21 protein-coding genes are annotated in these 22,843 nt (G+C 26.5%); all 21 read right to left on the bottom strand.

Features of this window, described 5'->3' with window-relative positions; translation table 11 throughout:
* Nucleotides 1–11: 11 nt before the first annotated feature.
* The 21 genes from EGD97_RS00740 to recJ all read right to left on the bottom strand — a co-directional run bounded on the left by EGD97_RS00740 (nt 12) and on the right by recJ (nt 22,761).
* Nucleotides 12–425 (bottom strand): flagellar protein FlgN, encoded by a 414-nt coding sequence (locus EGD97_RS00740; RefSeq protein ID WP_127836350.1) that lies wholly within the window; start codon nt 423–425, stop codon nt 12–14.
* A gap of 2 nt (nt 426–427) precedes the next feature.
* The gene (flgM, locus tag EGD97_RS00735; RefSeq protein ID WP_078681037.1) at nt 428–700 is read right to left on the bottom strand and encodes a flagellar biosynthesis anti-sigma factor FlgM; all 273 of its coding nucleotides are present in this window, start codon (nt 698–700) and stop codon (nt 428–430) included.
* A gap of 114 nt (nt 701–814) precedes the next feature.
* On the bottom strand, nt 815–1,927 hold the full coding sequence (fliY, locus tag EGD97_RS00730; RefSeq protein ID WP_078681038.1) for a flagellar motor switch phosphatase FliY: 1,113 nt from the start codon (nt 1,925–1,927) through the stop codon (nt 815–817).
* Nucleotides 1,920–2,915, bottom strand: a complete 996-nt coding sequence (fliM, locus tag EGD97_RS00725) for a flagellar motor switch protein FliM (RefSeq protein WP_127836349.1) — start codon at nt 2,913–2,915, stop codon at nt 1,920–1,922. Before fliM ends, fliY begins: the two co-directional genes overlap by 8 nt.
* Nucleotides 2,916–2,934: 19 nt before the next feature.
* On the bottom strand, nt 2,935–3,336 hold the full coding sequence (locus tag EGD97_RS00720; protein ID WP_127836348.1) for a chemotaxis protein CheW: 402 nt from the start codon (nt 3,334–3,336) through the stop codon (nt 2,935–2,937).
* 102 nt (nt 3,337–3,438) lie between these two features.
* On the bottom strand, nt 3,439–3,801 hold the full coding sequence (locus EGD97_RS00715) for a response regulator (protein WP_078681041.1): 363 nt from the start codon (nt 3,799–3,801) through the stop codon (nt 3,439–3,441).
* A gap of 219 nt (nt 3,802–4,020) precedes the next feature.
* Nucleotides 4,021–4,620, bottom strand: a complete 600-nt coding sequence (locus EGD97_RS00710; RefSeq protein WP_127836347.1) for a chemotaxis protein CheC — start codon at nt 4,618–4,620, stop codon at nt 4,021–4,023.
* 35 nt (nt 4,621–4,655) lie between these two features.
* Entirely contained in the window at nt 4,656–6,662 is a 2,007-nt protein-coding gene (locus tag EGD97_RS00705; RefSeq protein WP_127836346.1) for a chemotaxis protein CheA, read from the bottom strand.
* A gap of 21 nt (nt 6,663–6,683) precedes the next feature.
* Nucleotides 6,684–7,451 carry a CheR family methyltransferase gene (locus EGD97_RS00700; RefSeq protein WP_127836345.1) on the bottom strand — a complete coding sequence of 256 codons (768 nt, stop codon included), beginning with the start codon at nt 7,449–7,451 and terminating at the stop codon, nt 6,684–6,686.
* 8 nt (nt 7,452–7,459) lie between these two features.
* Nucleotides 7,460–8,509: a protein-glutamate methylesterase/protein-glutamine glutaminase gene (locus EGD97_RS00695; protein ID WP_078681045.1), complete on the bottom strand. Its 1,050-nt coding sequence runs from the start codon at nt 8,507–8,509 to the stop codon at nt 7,460–7,462.
* Nucleotides 8,510–8,525: 16 nt separating this feature from the next.
* Nucleotides 8,526–9,014, bottom strand: a complete 489-nt coding sequence (locus EGD97_RS00690) for a chemotaxis protein CheD (protein WP_078681046.1) — start codon at nt 9,012–9,014, stop codon at nt 8,526–8,528.
* Between the two features lie 18 nt (nt 9,015–9,032).
* Nucleotides 9,033–9,479 (bottom strand): chemotaxis protein CheW, encoded by a 447-nt coding sequence (locus EGD97_RS00685; protein WP_078681047.1) that lies wholly within the window; start codon nt 9,477–9,479, stop codon nt 9,033–9,035.
* A gap of 14 nt (nt 9,480–9,493) precedes the next feature.
* Complete coding sequence (locus EGD97_RS00680; RefSeq protein ID WP_127836344.1) at nt 9,494–11,068, bottom strand: DUF342 domain-containing protein; 1,575 nt, start codon at nt 11,066–11,068, stop codon at nt 9,494–9,496.
* A gap of 81 nt (nt 11,069–11,149) precedes the next feature.
* Nucleotides 11,150–11,992 carry an aminotransferase class IV gene (locus tag EGD97_RS00675; RefSeq protein WP_078681049.1) on the bottom strand — a complete coding sequence of 281 codons (843 nt, stop codon included), beginning with the start codon at nt 11,990–11,992 and terminating at the stop codon, nt 11,150–11,152.
* Between the two features lie 39 nt (nt 11,993–12,031).
* Nucleotides 12,032–12,673 (bottom strand): HAD-IB family hydrolase, encoded by a 642-nt coding sequence (locus tag EGD97_RS00670; RefSeq protein ID WP_078681050.1) that lies wholly within the window; start codon nt 12,671–12,673, stop codon nt 12,032–12,034.
* 70 nt (nt 12,674–12,743) lie between these two features.
* Complete coding sequence (locus tag EGD97_RS00665) at nt 12,744–13,079, bottom strand: DUF1292 domain-containing protein (protein WP_078681051.1); 336 nt, start codon at nt 13,077–13,079, stop codon at nt 12,744–12,746.
* A gap of 127 nt (nt 13,080–13,206) precedes the next feature.
* Nucleotides 13,207–16,725, bottom strand: coding sequence for a pyruvate:ferredoxin (flavodoxin) oxidoreductase (nifJ, locus tag EGD97_RS00660; RefSeq protein ID WP_078681052.1), 3,519 nt, complete (start codon nt 16,723–16,725; stop codon nt 13,207–13,209).
* Nucleotides 16,726–16,954: 229 nt separating this feature from the next.
* Nucleotides 16,955–17,563, bottom strand: coding sequence for a SafA/ExsA family spore coat assembly protein (gene safA / locus EGD97_RS00655; RefSeq protein ID WP_078681053.1), 609 nt, complete (start codon nt 17,561–17,563; stop codon nt 16,955–16,957).
* Between the two features lie 167 nt (nt 17,564–17,730).
* Complete coding sequence (locus tag EGD97_RS00650; RefSeq protein WP_127836443.1) at nt 17,731–18,795, bottom strand: undecaprenyldiphospho-muramoylpentapeptide beta-N-acetylglucosaminyltransferase; 1,065 nt, start codon at nt 18,793–18,795, stop codon at nt 17,731–17,733.
* An 89-nt stretch (nt 18,796–18,884) separates the two neighbouring features.
* Complete coding sequence (locus EGD97_RS00645) at nt 18,885–20,897, bottom strand: PAS domain-containing sensor histidine kinase (RefSeq protein ID WP_228201951.1); 2,013 nt, start codon at nt 20,895–20,897, stop codon at nt 18,885–18,887.
* An 82-nt stretch (nt 20,898–20,979) separates the two neighbouring features.
* Nucleotides 20,980–22,761, bottom strand: coding sequence for a single-stranded-DNA-specific exonuclease RecJ (gene recJ, locus EGD97_RS00640; RefSeq protein WP_180376927.1), 1,782 nt, complete (start codon nt 22,759–22,761; stop codon nt 20,980–20,982).
* Nucleotides 22,762–22,843: the final 82 nt, after the last annotated feature.

The following is a 22,843-nucleotide window of genomic DNA, read 5'->3' as shown; positions in this document are numbered from 1 at the left end:
ATTCACCTCATTTATTTTTTAGATAACTGTCCGTAAGAGTTGTAAATTTTTGGAATTTTTGAAGGATTTAATATGTTTAATATTCTATTTGTAAAACTTAATCCTTGTTTTATTAAAAGTTCATTTGAATCTTTTTGAATTCTTACTTCTTCAATAAGCTTTTTTATTTCTCTATAATATTTATCTAAATCATTATCTCCTATTTCCTCTATAATTTCTCTCATAGGTCTTCCTTTAGTAATCTGCCTTCTTTTAATTTCTATCTCTGCAATTTTTTTATTAGAATCTTCTATTTTAGAAATAAATCCTTCTAATGTAATTGCATTAGATTTTAATAAAAATTCATGCTGCTTCTCAAGTATTTTTAAAAGCTCTTTCAGTGCTTCTATTTCAATTAATATTATATTCATTAACTCCTCTTTCAAAATTAAACTCCTTTCCCTTTCATATTTTCTATAATGCTTTTAGCTATTAATTTTGAATTTGGTTTATATGTCCCTTTGGATATCTCTCTTTGAAGTTTTTCGATTTTTTCATTTGAATTAAAAGTTTCTTCTTCTTTTAATGAACTTAAACTTTTAGCCAAAGAAGAAAGTTCAACTGTATCTTTTGTAAAATTGGTTGATTTTTTTTCTACTGGTTTACTGTTATTTTTATATGAATTTATACCTTTATTAATCCCTAATCCATTTATCTTCATTTGAAACACTCCTATAAAATATTCATATATTTACTATTATTTATTATCGTATAAAGTTTTAAAAAATTTATACCTAAAAAAAGAAATAAAGCCCTAGACTTTATTTCTTAAAAATTAATTAGACAATGATTTAACTCTTTCAGTATTACTTACTATACTTGTTATTCTTACACCAAAATTTTCATCTACAACTACAACTTCTCCATAAGCTACTATTTTGCCATTTACTAATATTTCAACTGGCTCTTCTGCTAATTTATCAAGCTCTATTAAAGAACCTGTTCCAAAATTTAATATATCTTTTATGCTTTTTTTAGTTCTTCCAAGCACTACTGAAATTTCAAGAGGAACATCAAGTATTAAATCTATATTTTTTGGTACTTTAGTAGTTGATGTTTCTTTAAGAGGCTGAAAAGAAGCTTTATGAACTTCTACCTCTGGACTATAAATATTTTTTTCTGTATGAATTTCTTTTGGTTTATCATAATATATAGGTTCATCATAATTTGAATATTGAATAGTATTTTCTTTATTTGAATTTATATTTTTATTATCTTCATTTTCATTTCCCATCATTATTGAAACTATTTTTTTTGCTGTATCTAAGGGAAGTATTTGCATAATAGTGCTATCAACTAAATTTCCTATTGTAAGTTTAAATGAAACCTGAACTATATTTTCATTGCCGTCAATATTATCAGTTAATGTGTTTGTGTTGTCAGTCCATATTTTAGAACTTGGAGGAGAAATATTTATTTCTCTAGAGAACATAGTTGCCATTGATGTAGCTGCAGATCCTATCATCTGATTCATAGCTTCTGAAACAGCACTTTCCTCTATTTCTGTTAATTCATGATTATCTACTTTTCCGTCCCCACCCATCATAAGATTTGCTATTATAGCCGCATCTGTAATTTTCATTACAAGTAAATTTTCACCTACAATTCCACTTGTATATTTTACTTCAAGAGCTATATTAGGGACTTCAAAGCTATCTTTTAACTTATTTAAAGTAGTAACTGTAACTACAGGAGTAGTTATATTAACCTGCTGATTTATAATTGTAGAGAGAGCTGTAGATGCTGACCCCATAGATATATTGCCTATTTCACCAAGCAAGTCTTTTTCTATATCAGAAAGTATTTCCTCTGATTGTGGTTCTTGATTTAAATTTCCTCCATTTAATAATGAATCTATTTCTTCTTGTGAAAGGAAGCCATTACTCATAATTTTCCACATCCTTATCTATACTATCTATTATTTGAACCCCCAAATTTTTACCTACTATTCCTGGTTTTCCATAAAAATAAGGCGTATCTTCTATTAATACTTTAACAGGACTATCACTTCTATTATCAAGTGGTATAACATCTCCTACATTAAGTTTTAAAAAATCATCTATAGTTATGTTTTTGATACCAAGAACTACTTTTATACCTACTTGAACTACATTAAGTCTTTGCTTTAGTTTTTCTTTTGATTCTTTTAAAGCATCTTCATTATTTTCTCTAAACCAATATTGAACTACTAATTTATCAAGTATTTTTTCAACACTTAAATAAGGTATACAAATATTAATAAAAGTATTAATTCCATTCATTTCAACAGAAAAAGTTATTAAAGCTATAGGTTCTGTAGGTGCCATAGTTTGATTTAAGGCAGGATTAGTTTCTAATCCTTCAATTTCAGGTTCAACTTCAATAACATCTTCCCAGGCAAGTTTCATATTTTCTATAAGTCCTTTATTTATAAGTTTTATAATATTTTTATCTATATCTGTAAATTCCCTCATTTTATAATTTCCTGCACCTGTACCTCCAAGAAGTATATCTATAATTTGAAATACAAATTGAGGATTTGTTTCAAAAAGTATAGAACCACTTAAGGGAGGCATTTTAAATATAGTTAATATAGTTGGATTAGGTATAGAATGAATAAATTCTTCATATGTTATTTGCTCTACAGACTCTATTTTTACCTTTACATTGCTTCTTATTTGTGCAGTAAGATAATTTGATATTATTCTTGAATAGTTATCATATATAAGTTCAAGAGTTCTTATATGGTCTTTAGAAAATTTTTGAGGGCTCCTAAAGTTATAAACTTTTACCTTTTGCTTTTCTTCCTCTTTGGAAATTTCCTCTGGTTTTAACTCACCAGAGGATAAGGCAGATAAGAGAGCATCTATTTCGCTTTGTGATAATACTTCTGCCATGATTTTCCCTCATTTCTAATTAATTTAATAACAATTTATCTATATCAATAAGGGTTACTATCCTATCCTTAAAATTAATTATTCCTTTGATATAGGATTTTTTTCTATCATTTTCTATTTTTTCTATTATATTTTCTTCAATATCTAAAACTTCATCTACTTGGTCTACAGTTATACCAACTAATTCATCTTCCATTTCTAATATTATAATATTATTTTGCTCCTTTTCATCATTATTTATATCAAGAAGTAAATTAATATCTAAAAGAGAAATTATATTCCCTCTAAGATTTATAAGCCCTTTTATATGTTTGGGAGCTTTTGGAACTTTTGTTATACTCATAGTATCATTTATACTTTGAACTTTTGCAGTTTCTACTGCAAATTGTTCATCTCCAAGTTTAAATATAACAACTTGCATATTTACTCTCCTTATCTTATAATTAATAAAATTAATTATATAAATTTACAAACTGCTGCTTAATTTTTAAGTTAAGCAGCAAATTTATTATTTAAAATAACTTTAACCTAATACCTTATTAATTGCCTCTATTACCCTATCTGCTTGGAAAGGCTTTACTATAAAATCTTTTGCTCCTGCTCTTATTGCATCCATAACCATGGTTTGTTGTCCCATAGCACTGCACATAATTATTTTGGCAGAAGGATCATAAGCTCTTATTGCTTTTACTGCCTCTATTCCATCCATATCAGGCATAGTTATATCCATAGTTACTATATCAGGTTTTTCTTTTTTATAAAGTTCAAGTGCTTTTATCCCATTATTGGCTTCTCCTATTACCTGAAGCCCATTTTTTTCAAGTATATCCTTTATCATCATTCTCATAAATGCAGCATCATCAACAATTAACACTTTTGCAGCCATTTTATTCCTCCTTGTACTTTCTATCATTTTTTTATTTTATAATTTTTATAAATATTCAAAGTTTAAAATTTAATATATTAATTAAATTAATAGTTGCTATGATTGTATAAAAATACTACTTTTTTATACAATCATTTTGCTAAATTATATTTGATTTATTTTTAATCATAAAATATTGAATATCTATGATTAAATTTGTATTAATATCTATATTATACACTATTTTACTCCAAGAGCTTCTAAAATTTTATTTAATGAGCCTGGCATTGGTATATAATAAAAATGTCCACTTATTTTAGAACCTAATTCTAAAAACATAGTTTCAATATCAAGAACATAATCATCAAATTGTCCTGATTCTATAAATGTTGTAGATAAAATAGCTCCAAGCATATCATAAGTTACAGCTGGCACAGAAGGTATTATAAGCAAATTTGTAAACTTTCCTATTGCATTCATAAATGAACTTGATATTATATTTCCTATTTCACAAAGTACAGAATTCCCCATTTCGCTTATTTGTTCTTCTCTTTTACCTATAAGTATTTCTATAAGATTAAGCGCTGCTTCTTTCTCAAATATAAAAAGTATATTTCCTGGTGTATCTCCTAATACCCTTACTATAATTCCAATTACAATTTCTTCTCCACCTATTCTTGAAAAAATATCATTAAAAGATACTATATTTACTGCAGGAACGGTCATATCAATTTTTTTATTTAAAAGCTGAGATAAAGCAGTAGCAGCATTACCAGCTCCAATATTACCAACTTCTTTTAACGCGTCTAACTGCATAGAGTTAAAATTTATATATTCCATGTTTGCCTCCTATAAATTTAAAATTTATGGAAAAATTATATAAGCGCTGCAACATCTAGTATAAGGGTTACAAGCCCGTCTCCTAATATGGTTGCTCCTATATATTCCTTTAATCCCTGAAGAGTTTTCCCAAAAGGCTTTATAACAATTTCTTTTTGACCAAATAATGAATCTACTAAAAGACCTGCTGTTTTTTCTCCAACTTTTACAATAACTATATATTTTTTAGTATTTTCTAAAGAAGAAATATCTAGTTTTTTATTAACTCTAATAAGTGGAATTACATTACCATTATAAATTATAACTTCCTTATTATTAGTCTTTTTAACTATATCATCTTTATAATCTATTACTCTATCTATATATCCAAGGGATATAGCCATAGTTTCACTTCCAATTTTTACAAGAAGTGCTTGAATTATTTGCAGTGTCAATGGTAATCTTATAATAAAAGATGTACCCTTGTCAATTTCACTTATAACATCTACAGTTCCTCCAAGAGCTGATATTTTTGTCTTAACAACATCCATACCAACTCCTCTCCCTGAAATATCAGTTACTTTATCATTAGTACTAAAGCCTTGTACAAAAATCAAATTTCTTATGTCTGTATCTGTCATACCTTCAGTATTAATTCCTAATTTTTCTGCTTTATCTTGAATTTTTTTAACATCTAATCCTTTCCCATCATCTTCTACTTTAATAACTGCTTTAGTTCCTTCTTGATAAGCGGCTAATCTTATTTTCCCAATATCATCTTTACCTTTTTCAATCCTTTCTTCTTTACTTTCTATTCCATGATCAGCAGCATTTCTTATAAGATGTATAAGCGGTTCTCCTATTTCATCTATAACAGTTCTGTCGAGCTCTGTATCCTGCCCTTCTATTATAAGTTCTATTTCTTTATTTAATTCAACTGCTAAATCTCTTACCATTCGTGGAAATCTATTAAATACAACCTCAAGAGGCATCATCCTTATTTTCATAACCAAATCTTGAAGGTCAGAAGTAGTTCTTGCAACTTGTTCTAAAGTTTCGTTAAGCTCAGTAATTTTTAAATTACTGCTTATTTGTTCCAATCTTGTTCTATGAATTACAAGTTCAGAAACCATATTCATAAATTTATCTAATCTTTCTAAATCTACTCTAACTGATTGATGCGATTTTTTATGAACAGCTGTTTCCTTTTGAACTTCTTTAGCGTTTATAAAGTTTTCGTTTGTAAAGACTAAGTTGTTATTATCAATTTTTGTATTTTCTTCTTTAATATCATTTTTTAAATTTAAAGGTGTAATAAGTTCTATATAAACGCTCTCAACTTCAGAAATATTCATTAAGCTTTTATAAATTTCTTCCTTGTCCTTATTTGTAATATAAACCAACGCAATTTGGAAATCAAAATTTTCGCTTTCTATATCTTCAACATTGGGCAATGATTTTATTATTTCTCCATTTTCTTCTAAACTCTTAAATATTAAAAAGGCCCTAGCCGATTTAAGAAGTGTATTTTTACTTAAATTTATTATAATCTCAAAAGATTTAAATCCTTTGTATGCTGCTTGTTTTACAATATTTATGTCATATTCATTAAGCTGTACTTTTAAAATTTTTTTATCGCCATTTACATCATTTTTATTTGTTATTAAATCTTCTTCAACATCATCATTTTTTGTTATTTCTTCTAGGTTTTTTAATATTTCCTCTATAGATACTTTATCGTCTTCTCCTTCAGATATATTATTTACCATAGTTTCAAGAGTATCAAGGCACTGAAAAAGCACAGTAACCACATTTTGAGTTACTTTTAATTTTCCATTTCTAAATTCTTCTAAAACATCTTCCATTTTATGAGTAAGTTCTGCCATAACATTATAACCCATAGTTGCAGCCATACCTTTTATAGTATGTGCTATTCTAAATATTTCATTTAATTTATCTATATCGTTTGGTTCTTGTTCTAGTTGAAGTAAAGATTCGTTTAAAGCTTGAAGATTATCCATAGATTCTTCAAGAAACATTGAAAGATATTGAGATGTATCCATAATCTCCCTCCTATAATTATGTTATACTTTCCTGTATATAAATGTAGATGCTTTTTCAAATCCATAATCTTTATAATTATATATGCTTTCAGTAGCACCTACAAACAAAAGTCCTCCCTTCTTAAGAGAAGAACTAAATTTTTTATATATTTCATCCTTTACATCTTGATTGAAATATATTACTACATTTCTGCAAACTATTAAATCAAAGTCTTTTTCATAAGGTTCTAATATTAAATCATGTTTTTTAAATGATACCATATTTTTTATTCTAGAATTTATTATATATTTATCTCCTTCTATTTTAAAGTATTTATCTAAATACTCTTTTTTTACATTTTTAATTTCAGAATATGTGTATTCTCCTTTTTTAGCTCTTTCTAATATAGTAGAATCAATATCTGTTGCTATTATTTTATGATTTATATTAGGAGATAAACTATCTAATATTATAGCTAAAGAATATGGCTCTGCTCCAATAGAACATGCTGCACTCCATACTTTTAAAATTCTATTTTTTATAAGAAGTTCTTCTTTGATTTTATATTTTAAATCTTCAAAAATTTCAGGATTTCTAAAAAACTCACTTACATTTATAGTTACAAAATCAAGAAATTTCTGCCTTTGAGATTCATCTTTTTTTAAAAGTTGAATATATTCTTCTACCGAATTTACACCAACTCTTGACATTAAGCTTAATATTCTTCTGTGAAGCTGATTAGTTTTATATGCAGATAGATCTATATTAAATTCTTTTAATACCCATTGTTTAAAATATTCTAAATCCATAAATCCTCCTAACTATTCACTAATTTAATAACTTGGGAAGCTATTTCGTTAATTGGAAGAACCATATCTACCATACCCGTTTCAAAAGCTGCTTTAGGCATACCATATATAGTACATGTAGACTTATCTTCAGAAATAGTTATTCCTCCAGCTTTTTTTATAGCTTCAGTACCTTCAGCTCCATCTTTGCCCATTCCAGTTAAAACAATGCTTAATAGATGTGAACCATATACTTTAGAAGCAGAAAAAAATAGTTTATCTACAGCGGGTCTAACTCCCCAAATAGCAGGTTCTAAATTTAAGTGTATTTTTTTATCATCTTTAATTTCCATATGAAAACCTCCAGGTGCTACATAAACTATATCTTTTTCAATAGTTTGTCCATCGAAAGCTTCCACTACAGTTATTTTGCTATTATTATTTAGTCTTTCTGCAAAAGCTTTAGTAAAACCCGCAGGCATATGTTGAACTATAAATATAGGTATTCCTATATTTTTAGGAAAAGCTGTTATAACTTCATAAAGCGCCTTAGGCCCTCCTGTAGAAGCTCCTATAACTACTGCTTCAATTTTATTATTAATAATGTTTCTTTTAATACTTTTAGTTTCTATATTTTTCATATTAGAATTCTTAGAATGATTTCTCATAGTATTTTTTTTTCTGCTAGCCATTCTAATCTTTAAAACAAGTTCATCTTTTACTTTATTTAAATCTAAAGATATTGCTCCTGATGGTTTTGATATAAAATCAAAAGCACCTATTTCAAGACATTCCATTGTAAGTGCAGTTCCCTTTTTTGAAACACTGCTAAGCATTATTACTGGTATATCACATGAATTCTTTTTAATTTCTTTTAAAGCTTCTATACCATCCATAATTGGCATTTCTACATCCAAAGTTATAACATCAGGATTGTATTTTTTTAATTTTTCAAGCAAATCTTTCCCATTTTTTGCTGTATCTATTACTTGCATATCTTCTTCCATATTAATTATATCAGATATTATTTTTCTCATTAATGCAGAGTCATCAACCACTAATACTTTAATTTTTTCCAAACTGCACCACTCTCCATTATATTTCTTTTATGCCTGCTCCAACTGTCCTTATCTTAACACTTCCATCTAAAGTATCAAATATCATAGTCCTTCCTTTATTTCCCCCTATATCTTCACCTATTACTGGTATTGAAAATTTAGAAAGTACATTTTTTACTGCTATACTATTTCTGTTTCCTATATCCATTATCATGCTTTTATCAGAAAAATTAAACATAGATGCTCCTCCTGCAATTTTTGCCTTTATATTCATTTTAGAAGCTCCTATTTTCTCCATTTTTTCTAATAATATCGGAATAGCTAAATCAGCAAATTTAATAGGATTATTTATATTATTAAAAAGACTACTATCTGGGAGCATAATATGTACTAGACCTCCAAGCTTTACTTCTTTATCATATAAAGCAATACCTATACAAGAACCTAACCCTATAGTTATAAGTTTATCTGGTGAAAAAGCTATATTTAAATCCGCTATCCCTACTTTTATTTCCTTTCCATTCATAACATTAACAGCACCTTACTATATTAATTTTTTTTCTTCTTCGGTTAAAATAGTGCTAAGATTTAGAAATATTATTATCTTTTTATCAGATTTTATTAATCCTTTTATATATCTTTTTGAAATTCCATACGCTATTTCAGGTGGATTTTCAATATCTTTTTCATTTATATCTTTTACTTCAGAAACAACATCAACTATTATTCCTATTTTAAAATTATCCTGCTTAGCTACTATAATTTTAGAGTCTTTTTTATTTACTTCAGAATGAATATTAAATTTTTTAGCAAGAGATATAATTGTAAGAATATTTCCCTCATAATTTATAACTCCTTCTATAAAATCAGGAGAATCTGGAAGTTTCGTGGGTTCTTCATAACCTAAAATTCTTTCAATCTCCATTATATCTGCAGCATAATATTCTTCATTTATATTAAATATAAGTACTTTTATTTCTTTACTGTCCATAAACATACCTCCACTTATAATCTTAATTTATCTACCATAATATCATGTTTATCATCTAAATATACATGTACATTTTTACTTGCATAATTAAGTAAAATTTCTCTTTGACCTATTGTAAATATTGTATTTTCATAAGCTATATCTGTATATATATGTCCACATTCTCCTACTGTAAGCCTTGTGGTTACCCCTCCATTGCTTCCAACATTTTTACATTTAATTTCTTTACCTGCTTTTATAAATCCTCCTCTTACAACACTATTTTTTTCTGTAAAATATACGCTTTCTTTAGCATATAAATTAGAAACATAGGTTCCTTTACCTGAAATTATTATATCTCCAGAACTATTAATTGTAGAATCTTGACAATAAGACAATTTTATATTTGCAGGTAAAAAAATATTCTTTTTTAAAAGTAATATTCTTTCTTTAATTATATTTTTTATATCAAATAGTTCCCCATAATGTTTTATATTTAAAGGAGCTAATCCTAAAATTTTATTTTTAATAATATCTATTAAAATTTCGCATTCATTATCATCATTTTGTCTGTTTTTTACTATATGAGATATAAGAGTCAAGCAAGTTTTAGGTATAGATTTAAATTTATTTTCTATAAGTATTTTTATAATTTGTCCATCTGAAACATCATATCCGAAGAGATTAAATTTTTTTATTTCTTCTATACAGCTTATAATATTATCTAAATATGTGATAAGACTTTCTAAAATTTCTATTTCCTTAATCTTTTCCATGTCTTCTCCACCAGCTGCTATATTGGATGCAATTACATTCCCTTTGATAATTATATCTGATTTGGCTTTTATTTCTGCCTTCAAAACATTTTTAAAAATTGTAACAGAATTCCCTGATATAACTTTCATTCCTTCTCTAACATTTCCTTTAATTACTATATCTCCTAAAAATTTAATATTCCCTGTTTTTAGATTAACATCTTCATTAATTTCATGAACTGAATATACATAAAAAGCATTATTTTTCATATAAGGCTTACCAGTTATTGAAGCTGCTACAGTATTTTCATCTATTAATTTACATCCTTGAATTGCTTTAATTTTTATTTTTTTAGGATTTTTCCCTTTTACTGCTTTGCCTTTTATATCTTTACCATCAATACTTTCTTTACCTGGAATTCTTACAGCTATTATATCTCCTTCTTTAACAGAATTTACTGCTCCAATGCTTTTAAAATCTACTCTTCCTCTTTTATCTTCATTTAATTTTTTTATATCTTTATCGACATCAAATTTAATATCTAAAATATCATCTATTCCATCTATTGGTGGTATTCCTTTGGCAACTAATATATTATCTGCTCCATTTTTATCTAAACATTTTTTTAAATTTTCTTCTATAATTCCATATGTAATGCCAGCTTTATTAAGGGCTTCTCTTAATTCTTCAATAGTATAAAATGGTATTTTTTCTTTTTTTTCGCATTTTTCAAAGTCAGAGTAATTTATAGTAACATATGCTTCCATATTATCTTTTGATATATTAATATTTAAATTCCTCTTAAAAATAAAATCATTTTCTGTTTCTTTATCAAAAGAGTTTTTAATATTCATTACAATCTCCAACCTTTTTAAAAATAAACTTATACTTATTTTTCGTTATTTTATATATTTTCTTAATAATAATTTATAAATTTAAATAATTTTATTTTTTTCTATATAATCATTTATAATTTTATTATAAGAGTTTATAATTTTTTTCACAATTTTATTATCTGCTGAATTAAAATATAAGTCTTCAACATTTTTTATAGGAAGTACCTTAGGAGAAGTACCAGTAATAAAAAGAGCTTGCATATTTTTTATTTCTTTATAATTTATCTTTTCTTCTTTAATCTCTATTCCTTCATTTTTACATATTTCAATTATAATTTCTCTAGTTACACCTCCTAAAACATCTGTCAAAGGAGCAGTTATTACTGTATTTTCTTTAACCATAAATATATTAGATCTACTTCCCTCTGTAATATTATTATTTCTATCTATCAATATAGCTTCATATGCATTATTTTCTTTTATTTTTTCATCGCTTAATTTTCTTAAATTAGTATTTATAATTTTAGCATTAGGATTATTTCTTTCTGCAAAAAATAAAATTGTGGAAACTCCCTCTTTATACTGATTATCTGAAGGATAATTATGCTTTATAAAATATGCTAAAAAATTTTGTTTAGTATTTTTGCCTTCTTGTTTATAATTAAAAACTATTTTTATATTTCCATTGTCTACGTTATTTATTTTTATAAGTTTTATAAGATTTTCTTTTATTTCTTCTATATTCATCCAAAGTTTTAAATTTACTATTTCAGCTGAATTTGTAAGCCTTTTTAAATGCCTTTCTAAAAATAATGGAACTTTATTTATAATTCTAATAACTTCATAAAGGGAAGTCCCTTCTGAAATTAATTCATCGTTAAATTCAGAAGCCTTTAATATATTAGAGTTTTGTATAAAAAATTTTCTAAAACACTCACTCATATTTATCTATCTCCTTTTTTAAATATTTTCTGTGTTAGTTTATTTCCAGTTTAATATTTTAATTTTATCATGTTTTTTCTTAAAATTTATAAGATATGGATTCCCAACAAGATTAAAAAGGGGCATATCTGATAAAGAATCAGAAAACATATATGAATTTTTGAAATCCACATCTATTTTATCTTTTTTTAATTCTTCTAATAATCTTTTAACTTTTTCTTCTCCTTTACAATTTTCACTTTGCATCTTGCTTTTATGTATACCATTTTCGCATAAAAATATAGTCCCTATTACTTTATCTACTTCCTTTATATTATATAACTCTTTTAAATAAAATTCTGCAGAAGCTGATATTAAATATATTTTATAACCTTCAGATTTTAATTTTTTCATCATATCTATTGCATCATTATACAAAATTTTACTTAATTTTTTTTCATAAAACTCTTTTACAATAATTTGCATATCTTCTTCTTTTATTCCATCTATAAAAGAAATAAAATATTCTTTCGCTTTTCTTAAAGGTATAATTTTTAAAATATAAAGAAAAGCAGCTATTAAAATTTTAGGAAAATAAATTAATACTTTAGGATTTTTCTTAAACATAAATTTATAAAATTCTACTAATGTTTCTTTTTTAGTAAGAGTATAGTCTACGTCAAATATAGCAAGCTTTTCCATGTAACAATAACCTCCAATTATATTATATAATGTTAAAGGCCGCTATCTACGGCAGCGGCCTTTATAATATTTATTCTTCTTCTTCTAAACTTTGTTCATAGTATTTAGATACTTCTTCAAATTCATCATCTTCAGGAATTACTAATTCCCCTTCTTCTCCTACAACCTTAAATAGGTATACTGAACCATCTTCAGGGTTTTGAACAAGCACATAGTCATTTTCTTTATATGTGAATCCATCTACGACTTCACAAGAAACTATATTGCCGTTTTCATCTTCTAAATCTACAATCATTGCTCCATGATCGTGACCACAATCACAACCTTCTACATGTTCATGTTCACCGCATCCGCAGTCACATGTATCTTCTTCACAACAAGAGTTGTGTAATTTTTCTTCACTCATTAAAAAATCCTCCTATTATTTTTATTTTAAAGTTATGTTTACATTGTACCTTTAATTTAATAATTTTAAAAGAGTTTTTTTAAAATTTTATTAAAAAAGATTGCGATAAAAATCGCAATCTTTTTTGTTAATTAGACGCTAATCTCTTATAAGATTCGAGCCTTTCTTTAGCATCTTGTTCAGTTTTAGCAAATAATTCTTCTGCCTCTTCTGGGAATGCTTTTAATAATGATGCATATCTAACTTCTCCAAGTAAAAATTCTCTAAATGAAGCTTTTGGTTCTTTTGAATCTAATGTAAATGGATTCTTACCTTCACTCTTAAGTTCAGGATTAAATCTGTATAAGTGCCAATATCCAGCTTCTACTGCTTTTTTAGCTTCAGCTTGACTTGTTCCCATACCAGTCTTAATTCCTTGGCTTATACATGGAGAATAAGCAATTATTAATGATGGCCCATCATACTTTTCAGCTTCTATTAAAGCTTTTATAGCCTGATTTTTATCAGCACCCATTGATATTTGTGCTACATATACATAGCCGTAACTCATAGCCATCATACCAAGGTCTTTCTTTTTAGTTCTCTTTCCGCTGGCAGCAAATTTAGCTATAGCAGCAGTTGGAGTTGACTTAGAAGATTGTCCGCCAGTATTTGAATAAATTTCTGTATCAAACACAAGAACATTTACGTCTTCTCCTGATGCAAGTACGTGGTCTAATCCACCATATCCTATATCGTAAGCCCATCCATCTCCACCAAATATCCATTGAGATTTCTTAATTAAGTATTCTCTGTATTCATATAATTCAGCTAAAGATTCATGAACTTCTTTTTCAGCCTCTAATAATGGTAAAAGCTTAAGAGTAGCTTTCTTTGAGCCTTCTCCATTTTTAAAGTTATCAAGCCAATTTTGAAGAGCTTCTTTTAAAGCATCACTAATATTTAAAGTTAATGCTTCTTTTGCTTTTAAAGCTAATCTTTCTCTTATTTGTCTTACACCTTGGAACATACCAAAACCATATTCAGCATTATCTTCAAATAATGAATTAGCCCATGCTGGACCATGTCCACAGTGGTTTTTAGTATATGGTGTAGATGGAGCACTTGCTCCCCAAATTGATGAACATCCTGTAGCATTAGAAATCATCATTCTGTCACCAAATAATTGTGTAACAAGTTTTGCATAAGGAGTTTCTCCACAACCAGCACAAGCTCCACTAAATTCAAGAAGTGGCTGTTCAAATTGACTTCCTTTTACAGTTTCCTTATTCATTGGATTTTCTTTGTAAGACAATGTCATAGAATATTCCCAATTATTTTGTTCATTAAGTTGAGTTTCTATTGGTTCCATTGTAAGAGCTTTTCCTGGTGCAGGACAAATATCAGCACAGTTTCCGCAACCTGTACAATCTAATACATCAACAGTTATTCTATAATTTAATCCTTCAAATGCTTTACCGCCTTGAGCTTTCTTTGTATTAAATCCTTCTGGTGCATTATTAACTTCTTCTTCATTTAATAAGAATGGTCTTATTGCAGCATGAGGACATACAAATGAACATTGATTGCATTGAATACATTTATCTATATCCCATTTAGGAACATTAATTGCAATTCCTCTCTTTTCATAAGCTGAAGTTCCTGCTGGGAATGTTCCATCTTCTATTCCAACAAAAGCACTTACTGGTAAATTGTTTCCTTCTTGTCTGTTTATTGGCTCAGCTATGTTCTTTATAAAGTCTGGTACATTTTTATCATTATCATTTGAAGTTTCATCAACAGCATTTTTCCAGCTTTCTGGCACTTTAACTTCTACTAATGATTCAAGAGCTCTATCTATAGCAGCAAAGTTCATATTTACAATTTTTTCTCCCTTTCTGCCATAGGAAGTTACAACTGCTTCTTTTAAATATTTAACAGCATCTTCTATAGGAATAATGTTAGCAAGTTTAAAGAATGCAGCTTGCATTATCATATTAATTCTTCCACCAAGACCTATTTCTTGTGCTAATTTAACTGCATTTAAAGTGTAAAATTTTATGTTATTTTCAGCTATGAATCTCTTCATATGAGCTGGAAGATGTTTTTCAAGTCCTTCTTCATCCCATATAGTATTTAAAAGGAATATACCATTTTTCTTAAGTCCTGTTAAAACATTATATTTATTTACATATGACTGATTATGACAAGCAATAAAATCAGCTTTATTTATTAAATATGGAGATTTGATTGGTTTTTTACCAAATCTTAAGTGAGACATTGTTACTCCACCTGATTTTTTTGAATCATAATCAAAATAAGCTTGTGCATAAAGATCTGTATGATCACCTATTATTTTTACAGCACTCTTATTAGCTCCTACAGTTCCATCTGAGCCAAGTCCCCAGAATTTACATGCTTTAGTTGATGGATCTGCAACATCAATTTCTTCAGCTTCTGGTAATGATGTAAATGTAACATCATCGTTTATTCCTATAGTAAATCCATTTTTAGGGTTTTCTGCTTTTAAGTTTTCAAATACTGCTAAAATTTGTCCAGGTGTAGTATCTTTAGATCCTAATCCATATCTTCCGCCTACTATTACTGGTCTTAATTCGCTTTCATAGAAAGCATTCTTTACATCAAGATACAATGGTTCTCCTGCTGAACCTGGTTCTTTTGTTCTATCAAGTACAGCTATTTTTTTAACTGTTTTTGGTATGTACTTAAAGAAATGTTCTATGGAGAAAGGTCTGTATAAATGTACATTAAGCAGTCCTACTTTTTCTCCTCTAGCATTTAAATAATCTACAGTTTCTTCTATAGTCTGGCATACTGACCCCATTGCTATAATTAATCTTTCAGCATCTGGTGCTCCATAATAATTAAATAAATGGTAATCTCTGCCTGTTAATTTATTTATTTCAGCCATATAATTTTCTACTATTTCAGGTATTGCATTGTAGAATCTATTTGCTGCTTCTCTTCCTTGGAAATAAATATCTGGATTTTGAGCAGTTCCTCTTGTAACTGGTCTTTCTGGATTTAAAGAATTCTTTCTAAATGCTTTAACAGCATCCCAGTCTAAAAGATTTTTTAATTCATCATATTCTAAAACTTCAATTTTTTGTACTTCATGTGAAGTTCTAAAACCATCAAAAAAGCTTAAAAATGGTACTTTACCTTTTACTGTAGATAAATGAGCTACAGCTGATAAATCCATAACTTCTTGTACGCTGCTTGATGCAAGTAATGCAAATCCAGTTTGTCTAGCAGCCATAACATCTTGATGATCTCCAAATATTGATAGAGCATGAGCTGCTACAGCTCTAGCACTTACATGAAATACTGATGGAAGAAGCTCCCCAGCTATTTTATACATGTTTGGAATCATCAAAAGAAGTCCTTGTGATGCTGTAAAAGTTGTAGTAAAAGCTCCAGCTTGTAATGAGCCGTGTACAGCTCCAGCTGCTCCAGCTTCTGATTGCATTTCAACAACTTTAACTTCTTGTCCAAAAATGTTTTTTCTTCCTTGTGTACTCCATTCATCAACATGTTCAGCCATTGGTGAAGATGGCGTTATTGGGAAAATTGCAGCTACGTCAGTAAAAGCATACGCTACATGAGCGGCAGCAGTATTACCGTCCATAGTTTTCATTTTTCTCATGAATATACCTTCTTTCTATAAAAATTTAAATTGATACAGAAAAATAAAATATTTAATAAAGAGCCTATTTAATAATGTTTTACATTATTAAACTAATAGTACAGTCTCCATTTCTATTATATACTATTATTTTAATAATTCAACTAACTTAGTATAATAATTTTTTATTATACTAAGTTTTTTTATAATATTTTTATATAAAACTCTAAAACAAAATATTTTTTATTTTTTATTTTGATATAAACATTTGAGTCCAGTATACGTTTCCATCTTTTGCTATTCCTACGCCTATTTCTTTGAAATTAGGATTTAATATATTATCTCTATGTCCTTTAGAATTCATCCAAGCTTGCATAACTTCAGCTGGAGTTTTTTGTCCCATAGCAATATTTTCTCCTGCAGTTTTATAAATTATTCCAAAATGCTGCATCATTTGAAAAGGTGAACCATAGGTTGGAGAGTTATGGGAGAAATATCCATTGGTTTTCATATCTTGTGACTTATATCTAGCTACCCTTGAAAGTTCCCAATTAGCTGTTAATGGAGCTAATCCTCTTTTAGTTCTTTCTACATTTACAAGTCTTATTACTTCATTTTCCATTTTCTTTATATCGTCAATATTAGGTACGGTTAATTTTTGACCAGGATATATAAGATTAGGATTTTTTATTTGAGGATTAGCATGTATTATTTCCGATAATCCAATTTGATGTTTTACAGCTATTTTCCACATACTATCATTTGGTTTAACTATATAAGTTAAATCTTGAGCATTTACAATTGTTTTGAGACTTAATATTATTGCAAAAGTTAATATCATAGTATAAATTTTTTTCATATTAATCACCTCTTTCTTTATACTTTTATATTTTATATATATTTTAAAATTTTATTTAAAAAATTTATGGTTAATAATAAAAATTGTTCCTAAATTTCCAAAAAAATAATAAGGCTTTACAACAACTTAATTTATAAAACCTTATTAAATAAACACATTTTATAATTTTATAAAGAATATTTTTCTATAATATTTATAATAGTATCTATTGCATTATTATAATTATTGTTTTCCATATTTTTGATAAATTTTTCTTTGTTTTTATAAAGCTCATCTAATTTTGATAATAAATTATTATCATTTAAATCTTCTTCTTTTAAAACCATGCTAAATCCTCTTTTTTCAAAAGATTGAGCATTTAAAATTTGATCTCCTCTGCTTGACTTAGATGAAAGAGGTATAAGCAAATTAGGTTTTTTAAGAGCTAAAAGTTCAAATATGGTATTTGAACCTGCTCTTGATATTACTATATCAGCACAAGTTAAAAGATGAGGTAATTCTTCATTAACATATTCAAACTGCCTATACCCATATTTATTATTATATTTACTATCCAAATTATTTTTACCACATATATGAATTACATTGTATTTCTCTAATATTTTATCTATGTTTCTTCTTACAGCCTCATTTATAGCTTTAGCTCCTAAGCTTCCGCCTATAATTAAAAGTATAGGTTTATCATCATTAAAATTACATATATTTTTTCCTTTAATTTTACTCCCTTGAAAAAGTTCTTTTCTTATAGGAGGCCCTGTAAGTATAGCCTTATTTTTGTTTAATTTTTCAATAGTTTCAGGGAAAGTAACACATATTTTAGTACAATAAGGCATTGAAATTCTATTGGCAAGTCCAGGTGTAATATCAGATTCATGAGCAATTACTGGAATTTTATTGAAATAAGCTCCTAACACTACAGGTACTGAAACAAAACCTCCTTTTGAAAATACTATATTAGGTTTTTCTTTTTTTATTATTTCGTAAGCCTGCCAAATGCCTTTTATAACTTTAAAAGGATCTGTAAAATTTTTTATATCAAAATATCTTCTTAATTTTCCGCTTGATATTATATGATATCTAATTTTTTCTCTTTCTATTATTTTTCTTTCAATACCATCACTTGTTCCTATATATTGTATTTCATATCCAAGTTCTTTAAGCTTTGGAACAAGAGAAAGATTTGGGGTTACATGACCTGCAGATCCTCCACCTGTCATTATTATTTTTTTTATACTCAATATATCATCTCCTAAAACTCCTTAGTATTTTAGTAATTATATATTATACTATAAATAATTTTAAAAATAATATAAAAACTATATTAATTAATATCTGAAAATTCAATGTCTATTTTGTCGTTTATAGTAGTATCCATAATTACAATATTAGAATTAGAATTAAGGCATAAGCTTTCTTTGTTAAATTTTACTAAAAATTCGCTCCCTACCCCTTCTTCACTTATTACTTCTATTTGTGCATTCATACTTTCAGTCAATTTTTTTACTAAAGAAAGTCCTATACCTGTACCTTCAGCTCTTCTTGAAAGAGATGTATTAATTTGAGAATATCTATCAAAAATGGAATCAATTTTGTTTTCTGGTATTCCTATTCCTTCATCTTTTACACTTAAAGTTACATAATCTTCCTCAACAAATAAAGTAACTAGAATTTGTTTCCCATCAGGAGTAAACTTTATAGAATTTGATAAAAGATTTAATAAAATTCTCTCATATTTATCTTTATCTAAAAAAACTCTACATTCCTCTTCATTAGTATCAAATATAAGATTAATTTCTTTGTTTTTAGCATATAAATTAACAGAACTTATAATAAGTTCAGTTGTATATACTATATCAAAATATGAACAATTCAAAGTTAAAAAACCAGCCTCTGCTTTTGATATATCCAATATATTATTTATAAGTTTTAATAACCTGCTACAGTTTTGATTTATTCTCTTTAATATTTTGTTAATATTAGGTGTAATATCTTTTTTGTATATATCATATGCAAGCTGAAGTGATGAGTATATTATAGTAAGAGGAGTCCTAAGTTCATGAGATATAACTGTAAAAAACTCATCTTTAAGTTTTGTAATTTTTTCAAGTTCTAAATTATGATTTACTTCATCAGTTACGTCAAGTCCATGAATATGTATTCTTTTTACTAAATTATTGTTATCTTTATATGGTATAAATTTTATTTTATAAAAACGTTCATTCCCGTTTGAGTCAATAATACTATAAGGCGACAAGCAATACTCTTTACCTTTTTCACCAACTTTACAAATTATATTATAAATATCTTCATTTAAAATTTTGATATCTAATTTGTTAATATTTTCATTTTTATTGTTTTTATATTCATTATAATTTTTATTAATTATATTCAATATATCTTTATGTTTTTTATTAACTAATCTATATTCTAACTTTGGATAATCTAGTACAGCTATTGGTACATCTAAATTATTAACCACATCTTTTATAAAATTTGACTGTTCTTCAACTTTTATTTGATGAATTTTCGTTTCAGTTATATCCTTAATAGTTATTATTGTATATACTAATTCAGAATTTTTATTAATTATAGGATTACTATTTATTTCTATATATTTTATTTCTCCAGAAATTTTATCTAAAAACTTTATAACAAAATTTTTTATGGGAATGTTCTTTTTATATATTTTATTATACATATAATCAACAGTTTGTTCATTTTCATTTACAGTAAATATATCGTATTTATCTAAAATGACATTCTTAGTAATCTTTTCTCCTATTTTTAAATTAATTATTTTATATACTGCTCTATTACATAAACTTAATATACCTTTATTATCTATTACAATAAGACCTTCTGAAATATTATTTATCACATCTCTAAGATGCATTAAATGTTGTTTTTCTCTATCTCTCAATATTTCTATAATATCACACTTAGTTTTTAGTTCAGTAGAAATATTTAATAGCTTTTCTTTTTCTTTTTTTAATTTTACAATACTTTTTTTTATTTTTTCTCTGTTTTTTAAAACTTCATCTGTAGTTTCTATAATATATATTTCAATAAATGAATTCTTAGGGCAAATAATTAATGTAAAAAATCTATTTGAAACCAATTCCACTTCTTTTAATTTTTGTTCCTCATCTTTAGTACAATTTAAAAGTATATTATTTAGAATATTAAAAAAAGGCAAAATTTCAATATTTTTATAGAGAATGCTCTCTTCTAAATCAAGCATAATTTTTGCTCTGAAATTAAAATATTCTATTGTCAGTAAATCTTTTTTTAATATTATTACTCCAAAAGGTATATTTTCAAATAGCTGAAACATTTAGTAATTCCTCCAATTTTAGCACATATCACTTATAATTATATTCTATACATTTTTGTAAATTCCTTCAAATTTATAAAAATTAAGACGATAATCTAAATTTAGAAACTTTAAGCTGTACATTTTCAAATCCATTATAAGAATTTATATATGGATAAAAAATAATATCTATGGAAATTTTTTCATCTATATAATTATAATTATTAATAACATAATCATAATTATCTTTATATTTGATTTTTAATAATTCTTTAAATTTATCAACTTTTCCATAAGATATAGCTTCTACATTATATTTATTTAAATCAGTTAAATTTAATTTTAATACATTAGCCTCTTTACCTAATATATAAAATTTATTAACTATAAGATTCTTTTCAGCTAAAATAGGAGTTTCATTTCCTTTCCCAAAAGGTTCTAAAGAATTAAGTTCTTCTATAAAATTTTTAGTTATGTATTTAATAGGTATTCTCCTATCAATACGAATTTTAGGTATTATATCTTCATCTTTTAAAGTGCAGTTTTTATTTAGTTTTTCCCTTAAAATTTCTATATTCTCCCTTTTTATAGATAATCCTGCTGCCATAGGATGTCCTCCAAATTTATCTAAAAGTTCTTTACACTTTAAAAGTTCTTCAAATAAATTATATTTTTCTATAGAACGGCCTGAACCTTTGGGTATTTCTCTACCTTTAGTCAAAATTATTGTAGGAACATTAAATTTTTCTTTGACTTTACCTGCTACAATTCCAGCTATACTTTCATGAACACTTTCTTCATATACTACAAGAACTTTATCATTTTTTAAATCAGAATTCTCTATTTTTTTTATTATATCTTCTACATTTTTTGTAGTCATATATTGTCTTGTTTTATTTAATTCACTAAGTTTTATAGCTAAATTTTGAGCCTTTTGTTTATCTTTGCAAAGTAAAAGTTCTACAGATAGTTCCGCACTTTCAAGCCTTCCAGTAGCATTTATACAAGGACCAATTTGAAATCCTATTGTTGAAGCAGAAATTTTTTTATCTTTTAAATTTAACACTTCTATAAGAGCATTTAATCCAATATTATTTGAGGATTGAATTAATTTTAAAGCATTTTTAGCAATAATTCTATTTTCATCAACCAAATCTACTACATCACAAATTGTAGCAATACCTGCTAAAATAATAAATTCTTTTGTATATTCTAATGAAATTCCCATTTTAGAAAATAACGCTATAGAAAATTTATATGCTATAGAGGCACCACATAATAGCTTAAATGGATATTTACAATCTTCTTGTTTAGGATTTATAACTGCATCAGCTTCCGGAACAACATATTCTTTTATTCCCTCCTTGTTTTCAATAAAAGGAATTTCATGATGATCTGTAATTATAATATCCAATCCTAAGCTTTTACCATATTTAATTTGTTCTATAGCAGATATACCATTATCACAAGTTAATATTATTTCCGCTCCCTCTTTTTTTAAAATGCTTAATCTTTCACTGTTTATACCATAACCTTCATATTCTCTATTAGGTATATAATAATTTACTAAAGCACCACATCTTTTTAATGCTTTATAAAGTATTACTGTACTTGTAACTCCATCAACATCATAGTCTCCATATATAACTATATTTTTATTATTTATTATTGCATTTTTTATTATATCAGTAGCTTTGTCCATATCTTTCATAAGAAAAGGATCATATAAATCATCTAGTGATGCTCTCATAAATTTTTTTATTTTATTTTCTTCATTTATTCCTCTATTAAAAAGTATAGATAATATTATTTCATTCAATCCAGTGGATTTTATCATTTCCTTAATGTTTTCATTATTTCTTCTTAGCAGCCATCTTTCTTCCAAACTTTTTCACCTCGATGGAAATCATTATATCATAAATATATACTTTTTATGCACAAAAAGCTCATTGTTTGTTACAATTATT

This window comes from Clostridium prolinivorans (assembly GCF_004011155.1).
GTDB lineage: Bacteria > Bacillota > Clostridia > Clostridiales > Clostridiaceae > Clostridium_AT > Clostridium_AT prolinivorans.
Note: the sequence above shows the minus strand (reverse complement) of the source record. Positions and strands in the feature narration are given on the sequence as shown.

Bases quoted from the DNA above. Each gene is read 5' to 3' on its own strand.
- EGD97_RS00690 (WP_078681046.1), bottom strand. From the start codon at position 9,014: ATGAATGGAAAGGAAATAAAAGTAGGGATAGCGGATTTAAATATAGCT.
- fliM (WP_127836349.1), bottom strand. From the start codon at position 2,915: ATGGCAGAAGTATTATCACAAAGCGAAATAGATGCTCTCTTATCTGCC.
- fliY (WP_078681038.1), bottom strand. From the start codon at position 1,927: ATGAGTAATGGCTTCCTTTCACAAGAAGAAATAGATTCATTATTAAAT.
- nifJ (WP_078681052.1), bottom strand. From the start codon at position 16,725: ATGAGAAAAATGAAAACTATGGACGGTAATACTGCTGCCGCTCATGTA.
- EGD97_RS00720 (WP_127836348.1), bottom strand. From the start codon at position 3,336: ATGCAAGTTGTTATATTTAAACTTGGAGATGAACAATTTGCAGTAGAA.
- EGD97_RS00645 (WP_228201951.1), bottom strand. From the start codon at position 20,897: ATGTTTCAGCTATTTGAAAATATACCTTTTGGAGTAATAATATTAAAA.
- EGD97_RS00685 (WP_078681047.1), bottom strand. From the start codon at position 9,479: ATGGACAGTAAAGAAATAAAAGTACTTATATTTAATATAAATGAAGAA.
- EGD97_RS00670 (WP_078681050.1), bottom strand. From the start codon at position 12,673: ATGGAAAAGCTTGCTATATTTGACGTAGACTATACTCTTACTAAAAAA.
- safA (WP_078681053.1), bottom strand. From the start codon at position 17,563: ATGAAAAAAATTTATACTATGATATTAACTTTTGCAATAATATTAAGT.
- EGD97_RS00700 (WP_127836345.1), bottom strand. From the start codon at position 7,451: ATGGATTTAGAATATTTTAAACAATGGGTATTAAAAGAATTTAATATA.
- EGD97_RS00680 (WP_127836344.1), bottom strand. From the start codon at position 11,068: ATGAATATTAAAAACTCTTTTGATAAAGAAACAGAAAATGATTTTATT.
- EGD97_RS00705 (WP_127836346.1), bottom strand. From the start codon at position 6,662: ATGGATACATCTCAATATCTTTCAATGTTTCTTGAAGAATCTATGGAT.
- EGD97_RS00665 (WP_078681051.1), bottom strand. From the start codon at position 13,079: ATGAGTGAAGAAAAATTACACAACTCTTGTTGTGAAGAAGATACATGT.
- flgM (WP_078681037.1), bottom strand. From the start codon at position 700: ATGAAGATAAATGGATTAGGGATTAATAAAGGTATAAATTCATATAAA.
- EGD97_RS00710 (WP_127836347.1), bottom strand. From the start codon at position 4,620: ATGGAATATATAAATTTTAACTCTATGCAGTTAGACGCGTTAAAAGAA.
- EGD97_RS00715 (WP_078681041.1), bottom strand. From the start codon at position 3,801: ATGGCTGCAAAAGTGTTAATTGTTGATGATGCTGCATTTATGAGAATG.
- EGD97_RS00675 (WP_078681049.1), bottom strand. From the start codon at position 11,992: ATGAGTGAGTGTTTTAGAAAATTTTTTATACAAAACTCTAATATATTA.